Annotated in this window: 21 protein-coding genes; 18 read left to right on the top strand and 3 right to left on the bottom strand. The window is 64.7% G+C overall.

The window, feature by feature from the left end; translation table 11 throughout:
* Positions 1-10: 10 nt before the first annotated feature.
* Positions 11-661: a YceI family protein gene (locus tag EVC45_RS00440; RefSeq protein WP_129956076.1), complete on the bottom strand. Its 651-nt coding sequence runs from the start codon at positions 659-661 to the stop codon at positions 11-13.
* A 122-nt stretch (positions 662-783) separates the two neighbouring features.
* On the opposite strand from EVC45_RS00440, the gene EVC45_RS00435 reads away from it, so the two are divergent.
* From EVC45_RS00435 to EVC45_RS00385, 11 genes are all read left to right on the top strand, one after another.
* Entirely contained in the window at positions 784-1,506 is a 723-nt protein-coding gene (locus EVC45_RS00435; RefSeq protein ID WP_129956075.1) for a TetR/AcrR family transcriptional regulator, read from the top strand.
* A gap of 13 nt (positions 1,507-1,519) precedes the next feature.
* Positions 1,520-1,999, top strand: coding sequence for a nuclear transport factor 2 family protein (locus tag EVC45_RS00430; protein ID WP_129956074.1), 480 nt, complete (start codon positions 1,520-1,522; stop codon positions 1,997-1,999).
* A 249-nt stretch (positions 2,000-2,248) separates the two neighbouring features.
* Positions 2,249-2,764, top strand: coding sequence for a hypothetical protein (locus tag EVC45_RS00425; protein WP_129956073.1), 516 nt, complete (start codon positions 2,249-2,251; stop codon positions 2,762-2,764).
* Between the two features lie 661 nt (positions 2,765-3,425).
* Positions 3,426-4,781, top strand: coding sequence for an MFS transporter (locus EVC45_RS00420; RefSeq protein WP_129956072.1), 1,356 nt, complete (start codon positions 3,426-3,428; stop codon positions 4,779-4,781).
* 35 nt (positions 4,782-4,816) lie between these two features.
* Positions 4,817-6,034, top strand: a complete 1,218-nt coding sequence (locus EVC45_RS00415; RefSeq protein ID WP_129956071.1) for an acyl-CoA dehydrogenase family protein — start codon at positions 4,817-4,819, stop codon at positions 6,032-6,034.
* A gap of 20 nt (positions 6,035-6,054) precedes the next feature.
* Positions 6,055-6,576 (top strand): flavin reductase, encoded by a 522-nt coding sequence (locus tag EVC45_RS00410; RefSeq protein WP_129956070.1) that lies wholly within the window; start codon positions 6,055-6,057, stop codon positions 6,574-6,576.
* 2 nt (positions 6,577-6,578) lie between these two features.
* The gene (locus EVC45_RS00405) at positions 6,579-7,286 is read left to right on the top strand and encodes an EthD family reductase (protein ID WP_129956069.1); all 708 of its coding nucleotides are present in this window, start codon (positions 6,579-6,581) and stop codon (positions 7,284-7,286) included.
* A gap of 48 nt (positions 7,287-7,334) precedes the next feature.
* Positions 7,335-8,255, top strand: a complete 921-nt coding sequence (locus EVC45_RS00400) for a LysR family transcriptional regulator (protein WP_129956068.1) — start codon at positions 7,335-7,337, stop codon at positions 8,253-8,255.
* 162 nt (positions 8,256-8,417) lie between these two features.
* Positions 8,418-9,725, top strand: a complete 1,308-nt coding sequence (locus tag EVC45_RS00395) for an MFS transporter (RefSeq protein WP_129956067.1) — start codon at positions 8,418-8,420, stop codon at positions 9,723-9,725.
* Positions 9,726-9,817: 92 nt separating this feature from the next.
* Positions 9,818-11,251, top strand: a complete 1,434-nt coding sequence (locus tag EVC45_RS00390; protein WP_129956066.1) for an MFS transporter — start codon at positions 9,818-9,820, stop codon at positions 11,249-11,251.
* A gap of 71 nt (positions 11,252-11,322) precedes the next feature.
* Positions 11,323-12,291: a PDR/VanB family oxidoreductase gene (locus tag EVC45_RS00385; protein ID WP_129956065.1), complete on the top strand. Its 969-nt coding sequence runs from the start codon at positions 11,323-11,325 to the stop codon at positions 12,289-12,291.
* Positions 12,292-12,306: 15 nt separating this feature from the next.
* On the opposite strand, the gene EVC45_RS00380 is transcribed toward EVC45_RS00385, so the two are convergent.
* A complete protein-coding gene (locus tag EVC45_RS00380; RefSeq protein ID WP_129956064.1) occupies positions 12,307-13,227 on the bottom strand; it encodes a LysR family transcriptional regulator in 921 nt (306 codons plus the stop codon).
* A 146-nt stretch (positions 13,228-13,373) separates the two neighbouring features.
* Between EVC45_RS00380 and EVC45_RS00375 the strand changes: the two genes are divergently transcribed.
* From EVC45_RS00375 to EVC45_RS00365, 3 genes are read left to right on the top strand one after another with little or no spacing between them, the layout of a single operon-like run.
* Positions 13,374-14,657 carry a Rieske 2Fe-2S domain-containing protein gene (locus EVC45_RS00375; protein WP_129956063.1) on the top strand — a complete coding sequence of 428 codons (1,284 nt, stop codon included), beginning with the start codon at positions 13,374-13,376 and terminating at the stop codon, positions 14,655-14,657.
* Positions 14,654-15,154 carry an aromatic-ring-hydroxylating dioxygenase subunit beta gene (locus EVC45_RS00370; RefSeq protein WP_129956062.1) on the top strand — a complete coding sequence of 167 codons (501 nt, stop codon included), beginning with the start codon at positions 14,654-14,656 and terminating at the stop codon, positions 15,152-15,154. The genes EVC45_RS00375 and EVC45_RS00370 overlap by 4 nt, the downstream gene beginning before the upstream one ends.
* A 9-nt stretch (positions 15,155-15,163) precedes the next feature.
* Entirely contained in the window at positions 15,164-15,538 is a 375-nt protein-coding gene (locus EVC45_RS00365; protein WP_129956061.1) for a tautomerase family protein, read from the top strand.
* A 13-nt stretch (positions 15,539-15,551) separates the two neighbouring features.
* Here the strand turns inward: EVC45_RS00365 and EVC45_RS00360 are convergent, their stop codons facing one another.
* Positions 15,552-17,027 carry an ATP-binding protein gene (locus tag EVC45_RS00360; RefSeq protein WP_129956060.1) on the bottom strand — a complete coding sequence of 492 codons (1,476 nt, stop codon included), beginning with the start codon at positions 17,025-17,027 and terminating at the stop codon, positions 15,552-15,554.
* Positions 17,028-17,244: 217 nt separating this feature from the next.
* Between EVC45_RS00360 and EVC45_RS00355 the strand changes: the two genes are divergently transcribed.
* The 4 genes from EVC45_RS00355 to EVC45_RS00340 are packed head-to-tail and all read left to right on the top strand — an operon-like array spanning position 17,245 to position 20,501.
* A complete protein-coding gene (locus EVC45_RS00355) occupies positions 17,245-18,414 on the top strand; it encodes an acyl-CoA dehydrogenase family protein (RefSeq protein ID WP_129956059.1) in 1,170 nt (389 codons plus the stop codon).
* Between the two features lie 35 nt (positions 18,415-18,449).
* On the top strand, positions 18,450-18,827 hold the full coding sequence (locus EVC45_RS00350) for a hypothetical protein (RefSeq protein ID WP_129956058.1): 378 nt from the start codon (positions 18,450-18,452) through the stop codon (positions 18,825-18,827).
* Entirely contained in the window at positions 18,820-19,362 is a 543-nt protein-coding gene (locus EVC45_RS00345) for a nuclear transport factor 2 family protein (RefSeq protein ID WP_248294993.1), read from the top strand. Before EVC45_RS00350 ends, EVC45_RS00345 begins: the two co-directional genes overlap by 8 nt.
* Complete coding sequence (locus EVC45_RS00340) at positions 19,359-20,501, top strand: amidase (RefSeq protein WP_129956057.1); 1,143 nt, start codon at positions 19,359-19,361, stop codon at positions 20,499-20,501. Before EVC45_RS00345 ends, EVC45_RS00340 begins: the two co-directional genes overlap by 4 nt.
* Positions 20,502-20,511 lie beyond the last annotated feature (10 nt).

Genomic DNA, 20,511 nt, shown 5'->3' with positions numbered 1-20,511 from the left:
CGCAGCGCGCTCACGCGCCTGCGGGCGCTTTTACGAACTCGGCCTGAATACGCACGTGAATATCGTCGCCGACGGCCGGATACCAGGTCGTCAGACCGAACTTCGCGCGGCTGAAATGACCGTCCGCGGAAAAGCCGAGCGTGTCTTTCTTCGTCAGCGGATCGGGCGCGAAGCCGTTGAACGTGACGTCGAGCGTGACCGGCTGCGTGACGCCGCGGATCGTCAGATCGCCGCTCAGCGTGCCGCGCGCTTCGCCGGTGCGCTCGAAACGCGTGCTCGCGAAGCGGATCTGCGCATAGCGCTCGACGTCGAGCATGCTGTCGCTTTTCACCATCTTGTCGAGCAGCGGCACGTTCGTGTCGATGCTCGCGGCGTCGATCGCGACCGACGCGGTGCTGCGCTCGAGGCCGCCTTCGTTCCAGTCGAGTTCCCCCTGCTTGCGATCGAAACGCATCGTAAAGCGCGTGTATTTGAAGTGGTCGATATCGAACGTGATGCTCGTATGGTCCTGGTCGATGTCGTAGCGACCCGGCGGCACGCGCGCTTCGTTCTGACTGACCGAATGCGTAAGCACCTGGATCGGCGTGCAGGCCATCGCGCCCAAGAGCGTTGCGCCGAGCAGTGCGCGTAGCCACGCGGTGCGAACGGAGGATGGATTCATCGAAGCAATTCCGGTTGAGCGGTGGTCAAGCGATCTCCAACAAGATAGCAGCAAGCGTACTCACAGCGCCGAAGCTCGAAGAAAAACTTGACGAAGGAGAATGATCGTTCTACCTTACGTACATGACATCCGAAACGAATCCGACTATCCCGAACGATGCGGCCCAGCCCGGCTCGGCGCGCGAGCGCTTGCTCGATGCCGCCGAGGCGCTCATTTACGCTGGCGGCATCCATGCAACCGGCGTCGATGCGATCGTGCGGCAGTCCGGCACCGCGCGCAAAAGCTTCTACACGCATTTCGAATCGAAAGATGCGCTGGTCGCGGCCGCACTCGAACGGCGCGACGAGCGCTGGATGAACTGGTTTATCGCGGGCACGCAACGGTGCGGCAAGAGCGCGCGTAAGCGCCTGCTCGGCATGTTCGACGTGCTGCGCGAGTGGTTCGCATCGGCGGATTTTCATGGCTGCGCGTTTCTGAACGCGGCCGGCGAAATCGAATCCGTCGACGATCCGATCCGCGTCGTCGCGCGCAAACACAAGGCACGGCTGCTCGATTTCGTGCGCGCCGAATGCGACGCGTTCGTGGCGGAAGCGCAAATCGATGCGCGTCGCGCGGCGCCGCTCGCACGGCAATGGCTCGTGCTGCTCGACGGCGCGATCGCGGTGGCGCTGGTGAGCGGCGAAGCCGATGCGGCGCTCGACGCGCAGACGGTCGGCAAGATTCTGCTCGATGCGGCAGCGACGCCCGCAACACAGTCCGCAGCGAAATCCGCGCACGCTTGCGCCAACACCGAGACGCCGCGCGCCGCAACCAAACGGCCGCCATCCCGGCGCACCACAACCTGACTGAGGAGCCATCATGGCCGATACGATCGAAACCCGCCCGCCGCTGCCCCCATTCACCCGCGAGACCGCGATCCAGAAAGTGCGCGCCGCGGAAGACGCGTGGAACACGCGCGATCCTGAGCGCGTATCGCTCGCGTACACGACCGATAGCGTGTGGCGCAACCGCGCCGAGTTCGTGCATGGTCGCGCGGAGATCGTCGGCCTGCTGCGTCGCAAGTGGGCGAAGGAGCTCGACTATCGGTTGATCAAGGAGCTGTGGGCGTTCACCGAGAACCGTATCGCGGTGCGCTTCGCGTATGAATGGCACGACGATTCGAACAACTGGTTCCGCTCGTACGGCAACGAAAACTGGGAGTTCAACGAGCACGGTCTGATGGCGCACCGTCACGCGAGCATCAATGATCTGCCGATCCGCGAAGCCGACCGCCTGTATCGCTGGCCGCTCGGCCGCCGGCCCGACGATCACGCCGGCCTCTCCGATCTCGGTCTGTAAACGTTCCTGCCTCGTTCATCTCCGACGGTGCGCCCGCTGCGCGCCGCGAACTTCTTCACCGCCTGTTCATCACGGCGCCATCGGTTCTCCGTTATCGTGGCGGTTCCGGCTGCGGGGGCACGTCGCGTGCCCGGCCGGCCGAGCGAGTCCTCAACATCGACCGCGCGGCTTCAGGTACAGTGCGCGACGGGCGGCACGCGGATCGCCAGAACACCATGACACCGGCGCTCGACCGGTGACGGAGAAGAAATGCACTTCAGGCAGACGAACAAGAATATCCGGCGCGCCGCGGTGGCGCTTTTCGCCAGCTTCGCGGCGGTCTCCACGGCACACGCGAGCTGGTGTGACGGCGGTGTCTGGGTCGACGCGATGCTCGGCTCCTATCACATCAATCCTGATCCCGATACGCACTTCGAGCAGTTCAATCCCGGGCTTGGCGTGGAATGCTGGCTGAACAACCAGTGGGCGCTGACGGCCGGCGGCTTTCGCAACTCGCTGCGTCGGCCGTCCTACTACGGCGGCGGCGTGTGGGCGCCGGAGTTCGCGCATTGGGGTATCGTGCGGCTCGCGGCGATCGGCGGGATCATCTCCGGCTACAACTACGGCAACTGGGGACTTGGCAAAAACCACACGATTGGCCCGGTGGTCGCGCCGATCGTGATGGTCGACTACAAGCGCGTCGGCGCGAACTTCATCATCGTTCCGCCGATCCCTTCGGACAATCTGCCCTTTACGATTGGATTTCAGGTAAAGGTGAAGTTCTGACGGAGTCACAAGCAATGGGGGCGATGGTTCTAAGGTGAAGCTTTTCGGGAGCCAAAGGCCCCCGTTTCACCCGAATCGACCGATTGCCGCGAACTCGGGGCCTCGGATGCGGTGCCGATCTCCTGCAACTCCTCACCTTGGCGCACCGCGTCGTTATCCTGACTCCTGGAAATCCTCACCATCCTGGAAGACCTCACCTTAGCAGGCTCGCTTCAAGTTTCAGCCCTGCATTCCAGCGCATTTTTCGCGTACTGGATGCCGACGCGCTCCGCGTTGGCTCCTGCTAGACGTCGTTGTTCCCCACAACGCTGAAGCCAACGAAGCACCTGCTGCGTGCTTCGACGCACTGCCTTCCTATCGCCGTTCCGACGCGTATCCAGTGAACCGTCGCGGATCCCGCCGACTGCTCCCGTAAATTCTCACCGTGGCGGCACCTCCTGGAACTCCTCACCGTAACGTCACCTCCTGGAACTCCTCACCGTTCACGCGTCGCCCGACCCGGGCTTCGCCCATGCACGCCATTCATATCGACCATTTTTGGCCCGAATTTGACCGCGTTTACTGCGGCTCATATTGTGCAGCCATGTCGTCCGGAAGTGATTCGCCCCGCTGCGCAGAACCATCGTGATGCGGGAACCTCAATCTTCGTTCTCCCTGAGCCATGAACTCTGACGCCGTGAATTCCGATCTGAGCGCTCCGCTCGCATCACGCCGACCCGCCGCCGTGACGAGCGGCGTACGACGTGCGGTTACCACCGCCGTGCTCGGTCAAATCCTCGAATGGTATGACTTCTTCCTGTATGGAACAGCCGCGGCGCTGGTATTCGGCAAGCTGTTCTTCCCCGTCGGCAGCGATCCGCTCACCGGCACCATCGCCGCGTTCGGCGGCTTCACGGTCGGTTTCATCGCGCGGCCGATCGGCGGCGTTTTGTGCGGCCATCTCGGCGACCGCTACGGGCGCAAGCTCGTGACGATTCTGACGCTGTTCGCGATGGGCTCGGCGACGATGCTGATGGGCGTGCTGCCTACCTATCAGCAGATCGGCCTCGCGGCGCCGGCGCTGCTCGTGTGTCTGCGCATCGTGCAGGGGCTTGCCGCGGGCGGCGAATGGAGCGGCAGCATCCTGCTGATCCACGAGAACGCGCCGCAATCGAAGCGCGGCGCGCTCGCCGCATGGAGTCCGTGCGGCGCGGCGCTCGGCTTCGTGCTGTCGACCGGCGCGTTCCTGCTGGTGCAGAACCTGTCGTCTGCCGATTTCCTGAGCTGGGGCTGGCGCATTCCGTTCCTCTGCAGCGCCGCGCTCGTCGCACTGGGCTTGTGGATGCGCCGCTCGGTCGGCGAAAGCGCCGCGTTCGCTCGAGCGAAGGCAAAGCGTCACGACAGCCGCATGCCGGTGATCGAAGTGTTGCGGCAATGCCCTCGCGAAGTGCTGACGATCTTCGGTCTGCGCTTCGGCGAAGGCGGTGCGTCGTACATCTTCTTCGCGTTCTCGATCGCGTATGGCCAGTTTCTCGGCATCAAATCGAGCTGGATCCTCGGCGGCCTGACGCTTTCGATGCTGCTGATGATTCCGTTCTCGCTGTTCTTCGGCTACCTGACCGACAAGGTCGGCCGCAAGCCCGTGTATCTCGCCGGCGCGATCGCGATGGTGCTCGTTGCATGGCCGTACTTCGCGCTGCTCGGCTCCGGCGAATACTGGAAGGTCATCACGGCCCTCGTGCTGGCGAACAGCGTCACGCTCGGCATCCTCGAAGGCGCGCAGCCCGCGTTCATCAGCGAACTGTTGCCGGTGCATCTGCGCTTCTCGGGGCTTGGCATCGGACGCGAAATCTCCTCGGTGCTCGGCGGCGGCCTGTCGCCGATGATCGCCACCGCGCTGCTCGCGCACTATCGCAGCGCGACGCCGGTCGCGTTGTATCTCGGCGTGCTCGGCCTGATCACCGTTGTCGCCACGCTGCTCGCCCGGGAGACCTATCCGAAAGCGATGCGCATCCAAGCGCATCAGGAAGCCGAATGACATCGTTCACATCACTGGATCAAGAGGTAACGCGCATGCCCGCCGTTCATTCCGCCAGCGCCCGCGCTTGCACCGCCGACGCACGCATCATCGATACGCAGGCCGACTACCCCGAATACACGGGCCCGCTGTCGCTCGATGAGCTGATTATCGAAGTCGAACGTCGCCGCGACGAGTTCGATGCGGTTTCTCACGTCCCGCGCGACATGATCGCGAAGATGAAGCGCGCGGGCATCTTCCGCGCGAGCACGCCGAAACGCTTCGGCGGCGACGCGCTGCCGCCGCCGCAGTTTCTGGCGATGCTCGAACGCATCGCGATCGCCGATGGTTCGACAGCATGGGTCGCCGCCTTCGGCTCCGCGAACACGTACCTTGCGTCGCTGCCGGTCGAGACCCAGGCTCGTATCTACGCGTCGGGTCCGGACCAGGTTTTCGCGGGCGGCCTGTATCCGCTGCAGCCGGCCGAGCGCGCGCCCGGCGGCTACGTGGTGTCGGGTGGATGGCGCTTCGCCAGCGGCTGCAAGGGCGCGGACTGGATCGGCGTCGGCATCGGTGGCGCGCCGGGCAAGGTCGGCGACGCGAACGCGGGCAAGCCGTTCACGGCCGTGTTTCCGGCGAGCGAAGTCGAGATCGTCGACAACTGGAACGTGGTCGGCATGCAAGGCACCGGCAGCCACGATCTGCGCCTGAAGAACAAGTTCGTCGACGAGCAATGGACCTTCGTGCGCGGCGGTGTGCCGCTGATCGACGAGCCGCTCTACCGCTACCCCGCGGTCGCCTATCAGGCGCAGGTGCATGCGGCGGTGAACCTCGGGCTCGCGCGCGCGGCGCTCGACCTGCTGGCCGGCATGTCCGGCGTGACCAAAACGACGACCGGCGCGCCGCGTCTTGCCGACCGCGCGTACTATCGCTCGGGCCTCGCGCAGGCCGAAGCGAATCTGCGCAGCTCGCGCGCGTTTTTCTTCGAGTCGGCGCAGACGTCGTGGCACACGGTCCTGGCGGGCGACCCCGTGTCACCCAGCGAAGCCAATCTGCTGCGCCTCTCGGCCACGCATGCCGCGCACACGTGCGCCGAGGTGGTCATGCAGGCGTACAAGATGGCGGGTATCGGCGCGATCTATCGCGAGAGCCGCATGCAGCGGATGGTGCGCGATTCGATCGTCGTCACGCAGCATGCGTTTCTCGGCGAAGGCACCTACGACGCGTCGGGCGCGCTGTTCGTCGGCATCCCGCCGGTCACGCCCTATCCCTGAGCGACGAAGGAGCCACTGTCATGACGCACGACGAAACCCGCACGCACTTCCGCAACGCGATGGCTTGCCTCGGCGCGGCCGTCAACATCATCACGACCGATGGTCCGCGCGGGCGCTGCGGCATCACCGCGAGCGCGGTCTGTTCGGTGACCGATAGCCCGCCGACCATGCTGGTGTGCATCAATCAATCGAGCTATGTGCATGACGTGCTGCACGACAATGCGAACGTCTGCATCAACATCCTCGGCGCGCACTGCCAGGAGCTGGCGCGCGTGTTCGCCGGCATGACGGGTTGCTCGATGGACGCGCGTTTCGATCAGTGCACGTGGCAGCCGGGAGCGCTCGGCGCTCCGGTGCTCGGCGACGCGCTCGCGAGCCTCGAAGGACAGATCGTCGACAGCAAGACGGTGGGCTCGCACTCGGTGATGTTCGTGCGGATCGTGCGTATCGCGACGCGCGACGACGGCGACGGCCTCGTCTACTTCGGCAGGCAGTTCCACCGGCTTGTGCGTGCCGGCGTCGCTGCTTGCGAGGCGGCGTGACGATGCAGGTCTGCCTCTTTCTGATCCGCACGAGCGATACGCGTCAGCCGCTGACGGACACCCCCGCGTTGCTGCGGGCCGCGACGCAGGTCGTCGGGCTGCGCAAGCTGATCGTGCACGAGCCGGTCGCCGGACAGGTCGATGCGCGTCTCGCGCCGGCAGCGGATGCGCCGTCGTGCGTGCTGCAGTGGTACTTCGACGAACTCGCGCCGCTCGAAGCCGCACTCGAACCCGACGGCGCGATAGTGCGTGCGTTGCACGCGGCGAGCAGCGGGGCAGCAACGAGCCCGCGCACGTTTGCACAGCAGGTGATGGCCGTGCGCACGTTCGCGCCACCGCAGGCTGCGTCGGCGGATGACAGCGCGCGACGCTGCACCTATCTGGTCGCCTACGAAGGCGTCGCGCAAGACTTCAACGCATGGCTCACACACTATCTCGCGCATCATCCGCCGTTGATGCTGCAATTGCCGGCGCTGCGCGAACTGGAGATCTACACGCGCATCGACAGCCGCAGCGGCTTGCCGTTTGCGCACGCGAGCGCGATGCAACGCAACAAGGTCGTGTTCGACGATCCGCGCGCGCTCACCGATGCGCTCGCGTCGCCGGTGCGCGATGCGATGCGCCGCGACTTCCACGCGCTGCCGCCATACAGCGGGGCGACGCCGCATTTTGCAATGCGCAGCATCTACGGTAACCTCGCCGCATCTTGACCGCGCGTCGCGCGGCCAGCGACATGCCTTCGTTTGCGAGAGCTGCGCATGAACAAGCTGAATCCCGGCATCGCCGATCTGAATCTTCTGCGCGTGTTCCTCGCGATCTGGGACCTGCGCAGTCTGACGGCGGCCGGCGATCGGCTCGGTCTCACGCAACCGGCGGTCAGTCATGCGCTGCGCCGTCTGCGCACTTTGTTCGAAGACCCGCTGTTCACGCGCACGCCCGGCGGCATGGTCCCCACCGATGCCGCCTACCGCCTCTATCCGCCGCTCGCGCAGGCGTTCGCGATCATCAACGAAGCCGTGCAGCAGTTGGCGAAGTTCGAGCCGTCGACCGCTCGGCGCGTGTTTCGCGTGTCGATGTCGGACATGTCGGAGTTCTACTTCTTGCCGCCGCTCGTCGCGCTGCTCGATCGCGAGGCGCGGGGTATCCGCATCGAGGTCGCCAATGTGCCGGTCGAGTCGGTCAGCGCGGCGATGCGCGCCGGCGAAATCGATCTCGCGCTCGGTTATGTGCCGGGTCTCGACTCGGGCTGCGTGAGCCAGACGCTATTCGTCGACGAGCACGTGTGCGTGGTGCGCGCCGGCCATCCGCTGCGCAAGACGAAGCCGAGCCGCGACGACCTGACCGCGCTGCGCTACGTCTACGCGAGCACGAATGCCACCGGGCATCGGATGGTCGAGCAATGGCTCGACGAGCTGAACCTGAAGCGCGACGTCGTGCTGCGGCTGCCGCATTTCGTCGTCGCGCCTGAGATCGTGATGAACACCGATCTCGCCGTGATCTTTCCGAAAAGCATCGCGAAGCGCTTCAACCGCGGCAAGGCGTTCCGGATTTTGCCGCTGCCGTTTTCGCTGCCGCCGATCGAAATCCAGGTGCATTCCCACTCGCAGTTCGCGGCGGACCCCGGCATCGCGTGGCTGCGCGAGACCATCCATACGATGTTTCATCAGCCGGCGCGCTGAACACGCCCATACGTGCCCACACACGCCGGGCATATTAGCTGCACTGATACCCGTCCTGTTTTTCGGCTAATTTGACGCGGCTATCTGTCGCCTTGACACTGACTGCATCGTGCGAAGCCTTTTTCAAAGGCCGCAATCCCCCCATTTCAGAGGCGAGCAGACATGTCTTCCGTTCAATCCCCGATCACGGCCGGGCGCGCCACGGCAGAGTCGGACCGCGCGCTCAGGAAAATCATCATCGCGTCGGTGGCCGGCAACGCGATGGAGTGGTACGACTTTTTCGTGTACGGCACCGCGGCCGCGCTCGTGCTCGGTCAACTGTTCTTCCCCGCGCACGCGGACCCGCTGATCGGCACGATCGGCGCGTTTGCCGCGTTTGCGATCGGCTTCGTCGCGCGTCCGCTCGGCGGCATCGTGTTCGGGCATATCGGCGACCGCTATGGACGCCGCGCGTCGCTCGTCTGGACGCTGCTGATCATGGGCTTTGCGACCTTCGGCATCGGGCTGTTGCCGACCTATGATCACATCGGTCTGGCCGCCCCCGCGGCGCTCGCCGGCTTGCGCTTGCTGCAGGGCATCGCATCGGGTGGCGAATGGGGCGGTGGCGTGCTGATGATCAGCGAGAACGCTCCGCCCGAAAAGCGCGGCTATTTCGCGGCGTGGAGTCAGCTCGGCGTGGGCGGCGGCTTCGTGCTGTCGGCGGGTGCGTTCCTCGCGGTGCAGGCGCTGCCGCACGATCAGTTCATCTCGTGGGGATGGCGTCTGCCGTTTCTCGCGAGCATTCTGATCTTTGCGCTCGGCGTCTATATTCGTCACAACCTGCCGGAAAGCCGCGACTTCGAGAATGCGGAAAAGGCCGGCAAGACCGCGCATATGCCGGTGCTCGAAGCGATCAAGCGTCATCCGAAAGAGATCTTGATGGCGATGGGTCTGCGGGTCGCGGAAAACGGCGGCGCCTATATCTTTCTCGCGTTCTCGCTGGTGTACGGCAAGTTCGTCGGCATTTCGAATTCGGTGATGCTGATGGGCGTGATGCTCGCGATGGTCGTCGAAATGGGCGCGATGCTCGCGTGGGGCAAGCTGTCGGACCGCATCGGGCGCAAGCCGGTGTACATGATCGGTGCGGTGTCGCTCGCGGTGATGGCGTTTCCGTTCTTCTGGCTGCTGAACACGCAGTCCACGCCGCTGATCTGGCTCGCGCTCGTGCTCGGCACGGCGGTCTGCCACGGCGCGATGATCGGCACGCTGCCCGCGCTCGTCGGCGAACTGTTCAGCACCGAGGTCCGCTATTCCGGCGTGGCGCTCGGTCACGAAGTTGCGTCGATCTTCGCGGGCGGCCTGTCGCCGCTGATCGCCACCGCGCTGCTCGCGCACTACCAGGCCTACTGGCCGGTGGCGGTGTTCCTGATCGCGCTCAGTCTCATCACCGTCGTGACGCTGAAGTTCACGCACGAAACGCGTCATCGGTAACTGCAACGCGTTTTTCCCCCGCTAAACCCGAAAGCATTCGCGCAGCGACCGCTTGCGCGAATGCTTTTCCACGCCCTTACCGGAGACACGCGATGAGCGCGCCGAGCACAACCCCCGCGGAAAGTAAGCGCTATACCTATGAGTGGTATGTCGTCATCATCTGCATGCTCGCTTACATATTTTCGTTCGTCGATCGACAGGTGATTGCGCTGATGATCGAGCCGATCAAGCGCGATCTGCAACTGACCGATACGCAGTTCAGCCTGCTGCAAGGCTTCGCTTTTTCGCTGTTTTATGCGGTGATGGGCATGCCGCTCGCGTATCTGGCAGACCGCTTCCCGCGGCCGCGCATCATCGCCGGCGGCATCGCGTTGTGGAGCGTCGCGACAGCCGCGTGCGGCATCAGCCAGAATTTCGTGCAGATGTTCTTTGCGCGGATGAGCGTCGGGGTCGGCGAAGCGGCGCTGTCGCCCGGAGCCTATTCGATGCTCGCCGACCTCTTTCCGAAATCGCGGCTGGGCCGCGCGGTGGGCGTCTATTCGCTCGGCTCGTTCATTGGCGGTGGGGTGGCGTTTCTGCTGGGCGGTTATGTGATCGCCTTGCTCAAGCATGCGAGCGCATTCACATTGCCGGTAGTCGGCGACGTGCGCGCGTGGCAGGTCACGTTTCTGATCGTCGGCTTGCCCGGTCTGCTGATCGCGCTGCTCTTCCGGCTGACGGTACGCGACCCCGGGCGCAAAGGTCTCGCGCAGGATCGCAGCGGCCACGTCAAACGCGTGTCGATGGCGGAGTCGCTGCGCTTCATCGGCGCGCATCGCAAGACGTTCTTCTGCCACTACCTCGGATTCTCGTTCTACGCGATGACGCTGTACTGCCTGATGAGCTGGAGCCCCGCGTTCTATATGCGTCACTTCGGGCTGTCGCCGGTCGAAGCCGGTTACACGCTCGGTGCGGTGCTGCTCGTCGCCAATACGGCGGGGGTCTTCGGCGGCGGCTGGCTCAGCGACTGGCTGCTGCATCGCGGCCATGCCGATGCGCCGTTGCGTGCCGCGTGCATTGGAGCGGCGTGCATGTTCGTACCGGCGGTCGCGTTTGCGCACAGCACGAGCGTCGGTGCATCGCTTGCGTGGTTCGTCGTCGCGATGTTTTTCGCGTCGTTCCCGCTCGCGACATCCGCAGCCGCGATGCAGTCGCTCGCGCCGAATCAAATGCGCGCGCAGGTTTCCGCGATGTTTCTGCTCGTGTCGAACCTGATCGGGCTGGGCCTCGGCACCACCTTGGTCGCGCTGATCACGGATAAGGTATTCGGCTCGCCGCTCGCCGTCGGTCATTCGATGAGCGCCGTCAACGGGATCGCAACCGCGCTGACGGTGGCGCTGCTGTTCGTCGGCTGCAGGCACTATCGCGCGAGCCTCGAACGTGAGGCGCTGCAGGCGCGCATGAACGGGCAGACGCAAGCAACGGCGGAAGCCGCAACGCCGCTCGCCGGTAACATCAATGGGATTGATGCGGGAAAGGCTTTTTAATCTATTTTGTTTATTCGATGTGTGACGGTAATCTTGGCATATCGTCCCCAGCAACACATCGGAAGGCAATCATGCAAGCTTCAACCCTGAAAGTCCGCGTCGACGCGTTGTGCGAAGAAGCGCACGGCGTCCGCTCATTCAGCATTTCGCGGCTCGATGGGCTGCCGTTCGAGCGTTACGAACCGGGTGCCCATATCGACGTCACGAGTCCTTCGGGCGTCACGCGGCAATATTCGTTGTGCGGCGACCCCGAGTGTCTGGACTCGCAGATCTTCGCGGTGAAGAAGGAAGAGCAATCGCGCGGCGGCTCGCGTTCGCTTCATGAAGAGGTCAGCGTCGGCACCGAGCTGTCGGTCGGCGCTCCGCGCAACCTTTTTCGCCTCGAAGAAAGCGCGGACGAGCACATCCTGATCGGCGCGGGCATCGGCATTACGCCGTTGCTGTCGATGGCTTATCGGCTCGCCGCGCGGCAGGCGCGCTTCACGCTGCACTACTTCGCCCGCAGCGAAGCGCACGCGGCGTTCATGACGCTGCTCACGCGCGAGCCGTTCGCACAGCACGTGAAGCTGCATTTCGGCGTAGAGCCCGACGCGCTGAAACCCGCGCTCGATGCGTGCCTGAGCGATGCAGGCGCGAACGCGCATGTCTACACCTGCGGTCCGTCGCCGTTCATGGATCTCGTCGTCGCCAGCGCTGGGCAACGCTTGCCCGCGGAGTCGATTCATCTCGAACGCTTCAAGGCGGAGCCGGCACCCGCGGGCGAGACGTCACTCGACAGCTTCGACGTGCAACTGGCGAGCAGCGGTCAGACGGTGCGGGTCGATGCGAAGACGTCGATCGTCGATGCGCTCGCGTCAATCGGCATCGAAGTGGACACGTCATGCGGCGAAGGCGTGTGCGGCACCTGCATGGTCGATGTGGTCAGCGGCGAGCCCGAGCATCGCGATCACTGCCTGAGCAAGGCCGAGCGCGCGAGCAATAGCGTGATCTGCTGCTGCGTGTCGCGCTCGCGAACCCCCGTGCTCGTGCTCGACCTCTGATTCGCTCCGGCGCAGTCACATCTTCTCGAAGCTCGCGAGGATCTCGGTGATGAGGCCGCGCATCCACGCGATGCCTTCGTCCTCGTGGAAGTGCTCGTGCCAGTGCATCGTCACGGCGGCCTTCGGCAGCGGCACGGGCAGTGCGTAGATCCGGAACGCGTCGCCGCGATTGAGGATATGCGCAAGCCGTTCGGGCAGCGTCGCGAACAGATCCGTCGCGGCGAGCACGCCGGGCACCGCGACAAAGTGCGGCAACGCGAACGCGATATTGCGGCCGACGCCTTGCGCGCGCAGCGCGTCGTCGAGCGCATGGTGGCTATGTTCGAGCGAGCGCACCTGGATATGCGACGCGGCGAGAAAGCGTTCGAGCTTCAGCGTGTCGCCGCTCGGCAGGTCGCGGCGCTTGCGCGTCATGCACACATACGATTCCTCGAACAGCAGGCTATGCCGCGTGCGCGGCAGTAGCGACGGCAGATTGCCGATCGCGAAGTCGAGCCGGCTCGAGCGCAGCGCCTCCTCCATCTCCTCGACCGGCAACGGCTCGACCACCAGCTTCACGCGCGGCGCGGACTTTTGCAGCGCCGCGCACAGCGCGGGCAGATAGGCCATTTCGCCCGCATCCGATAGCGACAGACGGAACGTGCGCGTGCTCGTCGTCGGATCGAAACGTTCCGCGTAACGCAACGCCTGGCGCACGGTATCGAGCGCGTGGCCGACGATCTCCGCGAGTTCGAGCGCGACGGGCGTCGGCTGCATGCCGGCGCGCGTGCGGATGAAGAGCGGGTCGTCGAACATCGTGCGCAGACGGCCGAGCGAATAGCTGACCGCGGGCTGCGACAGCGCGAGGCGTTCGCCCGCTTTCGTCAGGCTGCGCTCCTCGACGATCGCCTGAAACACCCTCAGCAGATTGAGATCGACGTGGTCGATGGAAGTCATGGGGAACCTTAGATATCAGCCGGATTTATCCGGCGACCTGTTTTTAATCGATTTGACGCATGATCGTCGCAAAGCGAGACTGATGTCAACGAGAGGATGCGCTGATGTGCGTCTTCATTCCAACCACGCAACTTTCCCCGCATACGATGAGTACGCCCACCTATCAAACCATCGACACGAGCGCTTTAGCGAAGCGCGCCGAGGCCGATCGCATCGCGCCTTCCCTGTACTACGATCCCGAGCTGTTCGAAGCCGAGCTCGATCGGATCTTCTACAAGACGTGGATCTGGGTCGCGCACGACAGCGAGTTGCCGAAGCCCGGCGATTTCATCACGACGACGATAGGCCGCCAGCCGGTGATCGTCGTGCGCGACAAGAGCGGCGCGGTCAACGTGCTGCAGAATCGCTGCCGTCATCGCGGCGCGACGGTGTGCGAAGAGCACAAGGGCAATGCGAAGGGCTTTACGTGCCCGTATCACAGCTGGTCGTATGCGCTCGACGGCACGCTGCGCGCGCTGCCATACGGTGACGGCTACGAAGGCGTGTGCGAGAAGGGCGATCTGCCGCTGAAGAAGCTGCGCGTGGGCGTCTATCAAGGCCTGATCTTCGCGAGCTTCAACGAAACGATCGAACCGCTCGAAGACTTCCTCGGCGGCGCGAAGCCGTGGATCGACCTTTTCATGAAGCAGGGCGCGGGTTATCCGATCAAGGCGAACGGCGAGCACAAGTTCAAGTTCAAGGGCAACTGGAAGATCCAGCTCGAGAACACCACGGACCTGTACCACTTCCCGGTCGTGCACAAGTCGTGGATGAAGTCGATCGACGACGAGACCGCCGCCGCGATCACCAGCTTCATGACGAGCGACCAGGCGTTCTGCCGCTCGCTCGGCAACGGTCACAGCCTCGCGGTGCTGGTGCCCGAGATCGTCGATCTCGACAAGGACGACGGCGCGCCGCTGCCCGAGCGCTTCAGCGAACTCGCCGCGCAGCTCGCGCAGAAACACACGCCGGAAGAAGTGCGCCGCATCGTGCGCTCGCTGATGGGCGTCGGCTTCAACCTGAACCTGTTCCCGAACCTCGCGCTGTCGATGGCGTTCTTCCGCGTGCTGAGGCCCATTTCCGCCGAGGAAACGGAGATCCGCCACGTCGCGCTCGCGATGGACGGCGGCCCCGACGAAGCGAACCGTGTGCGCCTGCGCATTCACGAACACTTCCAGGGCCCGTTCGGCTTCGGCAGCCCCGACGACGCTGAAGCGTGGGAGCGCGTACAGCGCGGCTCGCATGCGGGAGCGGACGTACCGATCCTCGTCAATCGCGGTCTGAATCGCGAAACGACCGCCGCGAACGGCGAGAAAACCGCACACGCAACCGACGAAACCGGCATGCGCGAAGCCTACAGGCAATGGCGCGCAATGATGGAGCAGGCATGATGGACGACAGAAACGCACTCTTTTCCCACCAGACCTTTGCGCGCGCGATCGAATTCATCTGGCGCGAAGCCGAATTGCTCGATCGTCGCGACTACCGCGAGTGGCTGGAGTTGTGGGACCCGGCCGGCCACTACGTGGTGCCGATCGATCCGAACACGACCGACTACGCAGCCACGCTGAACTACGCATACGACGATCAGCACATGCGCGAGTTGCGCGTGCAGCGCATGACGTCCGGCTATTCGGCGTCCGCGTCGGATGCGGCGCGCACGGTGCGCACGGTGTCGCGCTTCACGCTCGCGAGCGACAGCGCGGACAGGGTCGAAGTGAAATCGTCGCAGATCATCATCGCGTACAAGCGCGGCACGCCGACGATCTTCGCGGCCGATCTGACGCACAAGATCAGCATAGCGAGCGGCGAGCCGCGCCTGGTTGAGAAGGTGATCCGCCTGATCGATTCGACCGATGCGCTGAGCGCGATCGGCTTCCTGCTCTGACGGGTCATCATGCCGACACTCGAAGTCTATCTGCCGCAAGGCTATGCGGATGAACGCAAGGCGCAGCTGATTCAAGGCTTGACCGATGCGACCGTCCAGGCGATCGGCGCGCCCGCGGAGTCCGTGCGCATTCTGTTGTCGGAGCTGGCGGCGGCGAACATCGGTCTTGGCGGCAAGCTCACGCCTGCCGCATTGCCGGTCGCGATCGCGATCCTGATCGCCGGGCGTACCGATGCGCAGAAAGTCGCGTTGGTTGCGCAGCTATCCGAAGCAATGTCGACGATCCTCGACGTGCCGCTGCCTTCCACGCGCGTGATGATCAAGGACATCCCGAACACGGACTTCGGTCTCGGCGGCAAGACCGCGCGGGCGCTGGGCCGCTAGCTTCGCGATGCGCTCAGGCCTGCGACAGCAGCGGCAACGCAAAGCGGCAGTCGAGGCCGCCCGTTGCCGCGCGCTGCGCCCAGATGCGTCCGTCGTGGCGGGAAACGATGTTCTTGCACAACGACAGCCCGATGCCGTTGCCGGCCGCCTTCGACGAAGAAAAGCCGTCGAACAGGCGGTCGAGCACGTCGTCGGACACGCCCGGGCCGTTGTCGATCACGTGAAGCTCGGCTACGTCACCGTTTCGCGACGTGGCCAGCGTGATCACACGGCCGGCCTGTTTCGTTTCCGTCAGCGCATCCACCGCATTGAACGCCAGATTCAGAATCACCTGCCCGATCAGCACGCGTTCGCAACGAATCGGCAGCGGCTGCGTCGCCTGTTCGAGGTTGACGCTCACGTCTTCATCGCGCGCGCGCAGTTGAATGAAGTACGCGACATCCGTGAGCACGTCGCGCAAATCCACTTCTGTCGCGACGGGTTCGCGCTTGCCGACGAATTCGCGCACGCTCCTGATGATCAGCGCCGCGTGCTCCGCTTGCCGGTCCGCGGCGCGCAGTCCCCACACCGCGCTGTCGATCGCATCCGGTTGATTCAGGCGCTGGATCGCGCCTTCGATGAAATTGCGTACCGCCGCGAGCGGTTGACTCAGCTCGTGCGCGATCGCGGTTGCCATTTCGCCCATCGCGTTATAGCGTCCCGCGTATTCGAGCATGCGCGCGTCGGTGCGGCGCGTTTCTTCCAACGCCACTTCTTCGCTGACGTCGCGAAAGTGCACGAGCACGCCGTTGAGTTCACCGGCGATATCGACGCGCCGGCACGTAATGCGCAGCCACCGTTCAACTCCGTCACGCCGTTTGATCCGGTAACGCTGCGCGCCGGTGGAATGTTCAAGGGGCGCGTCACGCAGCTGGCTCGCGAGGCGGTCGCGGTCCTCGCGCGTGCAATAGTCGAGCGCCACGCCGAGCGGCGCATCGGACGCAACGCCAAGCACGCGCCGTCCGGACTCGCTCAGATAAGCGACCTTGCCGCGTCGCGCAATCAGCGCGACGCCTTCGTCGAGATCCTGCATGTACTCGCGCAACCGCGTTTCGTAGCTGCGCAGCTTCTGACGCATCGCCTCTTCTTCGCTGATGTCGCGAAACTGCACCATCACGACCGGTCGCCCGCTCAGCGGCACATACGTCGCAATCGCTTCGGACAACATGTCGACGCCCGTGCGCGAGCGATAGCACCACTCATACGCTTGTGGCCCCTGTTGGGCCGAACGGTCCATTGCGTCGACGGCGATTTCGCGCCGGTAGCGCGCGTCGTTGCGCGTCATGTCGTGGGCCTTCAGCGGCAGCAGTTCGTCGAGCGTAAAGCCGAGCGCGACGCACGCGGCGCGATTCGCCCACACGATCGCTTTGGTCTCGGCGTCGTGCAGCAGCACGCACTGATTGAGCGCATCGAGCAGCACGCGGAAATCATGTTCGGTGGGCGGGGTCATGGGAAGGGGATCAATGCGCAAATGCCGACGGCGTCAACCATACCACCGGTCTTGCGACGCATCGCTAAAGAAATCCTTACCCGTATGGGGAGATTTGCCTAAGCCGCGTCATCTCTTCCCAATTGTTCGCGTTTATTGGCGTTTCTAGACTGGCTTCACCGTGTGCAAGGAGCACGCGTCCACTTACTAATCGATGTCACAGGATACGGAGACGTCCATGTCGCTCGCCGCCGCTGTCAACAAGCAGGACTACCTCGCCCCATCCACCGAACAGGCACTGGATGACGCGCTCGCCGAAATCGCGAAGAGACGCGAAGAGTTCGAACGCCTGTCGCACGTGCCGCGCGATGTGATCGACATGCTCAAGCGCGCGGGCATCTATCGGGCGGCCACGCCGAAGCGCTTCGGCGGCGATGCGCGCGCGCCCGGCGAATTTCTCGCGCTGATCGAACGGATCGCGACCGTCGACGGCTCCGCGGCGTGGGTCGCGAGCTTCGGCTCGGCCAACCTGTATCTCGCCGCATTGCCGCTCGCGACCCAGGCCGAGATTTACGCGAGCGGTCCCGATCAGGTGTTCGCGGGCGGTCTCTTTCCGGTTCAAAACGCGGCGCCCGAGGCGAACGGCTATCGCGTCAACGGTACGTGGAAATTCGCGAGCGGCTGCAAGGGCGCGGACTGGCTCGGCGTCGGCATCGGCACGGGCAAGGCCGGCGAAGCGCCGGGCAAGCCGCGCACCGCGGTGTTCCGACCCGAGCAGGTCGAGATCGTCGAGAACTGGAACGTGGTCGGCATGCAAGGCACCGGCAGTCACGATCTGCGCGTCACCAACCAGTTCGTCGAAGAAGACTGGACCTTCGTGCGCGGCGGCGCGCCGACGGTCGATGAGCCGCTCTACCGCTATCCGACCATCGCGTACGCGGCGCAAGTGCTGGCGGTGGTCAATCTGGGCCTCGCGCGCGCGGCGCTCGATGTTGCCAACGCGATGTCCGGCGGCCGCAAGACGACGACCGGTGCGCCGCAACTGGCGGACCGTGCGTACTACCGCATCGAACTCGCGAAGGCCGAAGCGCAATTGCGTTCGGCACGCGCGTTCTTCTACGAAGCGACCGACAGCGTGTGGCAGTCGATCCTCGCGGGCAACGACGTAACGCCCGATCAGGTGAGCCTGCTGCGCCTGTCGGCCACGCAGATCGCGCACCAGGGCGCGGATGTGGTGAACCGCGCGTATCGGCTGGGCGGCACGATGGCGATCTATCGCAACCATCCGCTGCAACGTCTCGCGCGCGACGCGATGGTAGTCACGCAACACGCCTTCCTCGGCGAAGGCAATTACGACGGAGCCGGCGCCGTGTTCGTCGGCGTGCAGCCGATTCCCGGCTATCTGTGAGCTCTTTTCAATCAATCGAACCAAGGAACGTCCCCATGAGCGACAACCGAAACCTGCCTTTGCGTGTGCTGTTCTGCTGCGGCGTCACGCAGAACTTCTTCGACTTGCCGCGCGAACAGATCGGCGAGGTGTGGCAAGCGTACGGCAAGATGCTGAGCGCGATCGAAGCGATGGAAAACGTGCGCGTGCTGGGCGTGATGGACGACGACCGGCTCGTGGTCGGCAATGCCGACGGCGCGCCGTGGACGTTCTACATCATGGCCGACGTCGCCGACTTCGATACCGCGGTGGCCGTGTGCAATCTGTATCGGACGACGCCGGTCGGCGACTACAACCTGTGGCGCTACGGCAAGATCGAGGCGCGCGTGGGCCGTGCGCTGACGGTGCCGCCGGCGGTCGCCAACCATGCGTGACGCGATGACCGAGGCGGTAAGCGCAGCGGCTATCGACGCGCTGCTCGCGCGCGTCAAGGCGCTCGAAGCGCAGAACGCGGTGCGCAACACGATCGCGCGCTACATGGCGCTGTGCGATGTGCCGGTGCGCGCGCTCGAAGGCGAAGCGCTCGCCGCGCTGTTCGCCGAGGATGCGATCTGGGAAGGCATCGGCCCGCAGTACGCGAACAAGTTCGGGCGTCTCGAAGGGCCGGCGCAGATCGTCGCGATGCTGCAGCGTTATCTGCCGCCCACGCCGCACTTCGCGACCAACGTGCACTTTCTGACCGCGGAGCACATCGAGGTGAACGGCGAGACGGCGAAGGGTCGCTGGATCATGTTGCAGGCTTCGGGTTATGTCGATGCGAAAGCCGAACTGATCGCGGCGCGTCTTGAAGTGGACTTCGTGCCCGCCGCTCACGATGCGGGCGCGACATGGCTGATCCGCCATTTCCGTACCGAGCGTCTTTTCGATGCACCGTGGCAAGTCAACCCGGCCTTGGGAGTTTCGGCATGAGCGCATTTCTGCAGACCTTCGATCTGAGCGCGACGGACAACGCCGACGCGCCGACGATCGCGATCAAGGACAGCATCGACATCGCCGGCTACGCGACGACGGCGGCAAGCCGCGCGCTCGCCGACGCACCGCCTGCACCGGAGCACGCCGAAGTCGTGCAGCGTTTGCTCGACGCCGGCTGGCGCATCACCGGCAAAACCAACATGCACGAGCTCGCGTTCGGCATGACCGGGATCAACGACTTTAGCGGCACGCCGCTCAATCCGCAGGACGCGGCACGCATTCCGGGCGGCTCGTCGAGCGGGTCCGCATCGGCGGTCGGACAGAAGCTCGTCGACGCCGCGCTCGGCACCGACACCGGCGGCTCGGTGCGCGGCCCCGCCGCATGCTGCGGCGTGATCGGCCTGAAGCCGACGTTCGGCCGCGTGTCGCGGCACGGCGTGGCGCCGCGCGTGACGACACTCGACTGTGTTGGGCCGTTCACGCGCGACATGGGCACGCTGATCCGCGTAATGACAGCGATCGATCCTTCGTTTCGCGCGGACGACGCGCATCGCGACGTTTCGCAACTGCGTATCGGCATGGTCGCAGTCGATGCTGACGAAGACATCGCCAAAGCGGTCGCGGAGGCTGTCGCAAAGACCACGCTCGCCACGCAACCGATCGAACTCGCGTCGCTGAAGGACGCATTCACGGCCGGCCTCTCGGTGATCAACGCGGAGACCTCGCGCGCGTTCGGCCATCTGGTGGCAAGCGGCAAGCTCGGCGCCGATATCGACGCGCGCCTGCGCGCAGCCGCGACCACCAGCGCCGCCGATCTCGACGCGGCCGAACGCGTGCGGCAGGCGTTTGCCGACGAAGTGGACCGCGCGCTCGACCGTGTCGACGTACTCGTGCTGCCGACGATGCCGTCATTGCCGATCACGCTTGAAGCGGCACGCGCCGGCACGTCGGTGATCGGCATGTCGTCGTTGATCCGGCCGTTCAACCTGAGCGGGCATCCGGCGTTGACGCTACCGGTTCCGATCGAGCACTCGACGCTGAAGGCGGGCCTGCAGATCATCGGTCGCAAGAACGACGACGAAAAGGTGTGCGCGGTCGCCGCGCATATCGAAGCGCGGCTCGCGCGATCCGCCTGAACGTAATCAA

This window comes from Paraburkholderia sp. UYCP14C, from assembly GCF_004197395.1.
Lineage (GTDB): Bacteria > Pseudomonadota > Gammaproteobacteria > Burkholderiales > Burkholderiaceae > Paraburkholderia.
This window is presented reverse-complemented; position numbering and strand designations above follow the sequence as displayed.

Coding starts and splice junctions, on each gene's coding strand:
- EVC45_RS00440 (WP_129956076.1), bottom strand. CDS start 661: ATGAATCCATCCTCCGTTCGCACCGCGTGGCTACGCGCACTGCTCGGC.
- EVC45_RS00435 (WP_129956075.1), top strand. CDS start 784: ATGACATCCGAAACGAATCCGACTATCCCGAACGATGCGGCCCAGCCC.
- EVC45_RS00430 (WP_129956074.1), top strand. CDS start 1,520: ATGGCCGATACGATCGAAACCCGCCCGCCGCTGCCCCCATTCACCCGC.
- EVC45_RS00425 (WP_129956073.1), top strand. CDS start 2,249: ATGCACTTCAGGCAGACGAACAAGAATATCCGGCGCGCCGCGGTGGCG.
- EVC45_RS00420 (WP_129956072.1), top strand. CDS start 3,426: ATGAACTCTGACGCCGTGAATTCCGATCTGAGCGCTCCGCTCGCATCA.
- EVC45_RS00415 (WP_129956071.1), top strand. CDS start 4,817: ATGCCCGCCGTTCATTCCGCCAGCGCCCGCGCTTGCACCGCCGACGCA.
- EVC45_RS00410 (WP_129956070.1), top strand. CDS start 6,055: ATGACGCACGACGAAACCCGCACGCACTTCCGCAACGCGATGGCTTGC.
- EVC45_RS00405 (WP_129956069.1), top strand. CDS start 6,579: ATGCAGGTCTGCCTCTTTCTGATCCGCACGAGCGATACGCGTCAGCCG.
- EVC45_RS00400 (WP_129956068.1), top strand. CDS start 7,335: ATGAACAAGCTGAATCCCGGCATCGCCGATCTGAATCTTCTGCGCGTG.
- EVC45_RS00395 (WP_129956067.1), top strand. CDS start 8,418: ATGTCTTCCGTTCAATCCCCGATCACGGCCGGGCGCGCCACGGCAGAG.
- EVC45_RS00390 (WP_129956066.1), top strand. CDS start 9,818: ATGAGCGCGCCGAGCACAACCCCCGCGGAAAGTAAGCGCTATACCTAT.
- EVC45_RS00385 (WP_129956065.1), top strand. CDS start 11,323: ATGCAAGCTTCAACCCTGAAAGTCCGCGTCGACGCGTTGTGCGAAGAA.
- EVC45_RS00380 (WP_129956064.1), bottom strand. CDS start 13,227: ATGACTTCCATCGACCACGTCGATCTCAATCTGCTGAGGGTGTTTCAG.
- EVC45_RS00375 (WP_129956063.1), top strand. CDS start 13,374: ATGAGTACGCCCACCTATCAAACCATCGACACGAGCGCTTTAGCGAAG.
- EVC45_RS00370 (WP_129956062.1), top strand. CDS start 14,654: ATGATGGACGACAGAAACGCACTCTTTTCCCACCAGACCTTTGCGCGC.
- EVC45_RS00365 (WP_129956061.1), top strand. CDS start 15,164: ATGCCGACACTCGAAGTCTATCTGCCGCAAGGCTATGCGGATGAACGC.
- EVC45_RS00360 (WP_129956060.1), bottom strand. CDS start 17,027: ATGACCCCGCCCACCGAACATGATTTCCGCGTGCTGCTCGATGCGCTC.
- EVC45_RS00355 (WP_129956059.1), top strand. CDS start 17,245: ATGTCGCTCGCCGCCGCTGTCAACAAGCAGGACTACCTCGCCCCATCC.
- EVC45_RS00350 (WP_129956058.1), top strand. CDS start 18,450: ATGAGCGACAACCGAAACCTGCCTTTGCGTGTGCTGTTCTGCTGCGGC.
- EVC45_RS00345 (WP_248294993.1), top strand. CDS start 18,820: ATGCGTGACGCGATGACCGAGGCGGTAAGCGCAGCGGCTATCGACGCG.
- EVC45_RS00340 (WP_129956057.1), top strand. CDS start 19,359: ATGAGCGCATTTCTGCAGACCTTCGATCTGAGCGCGACGGACAACGCC.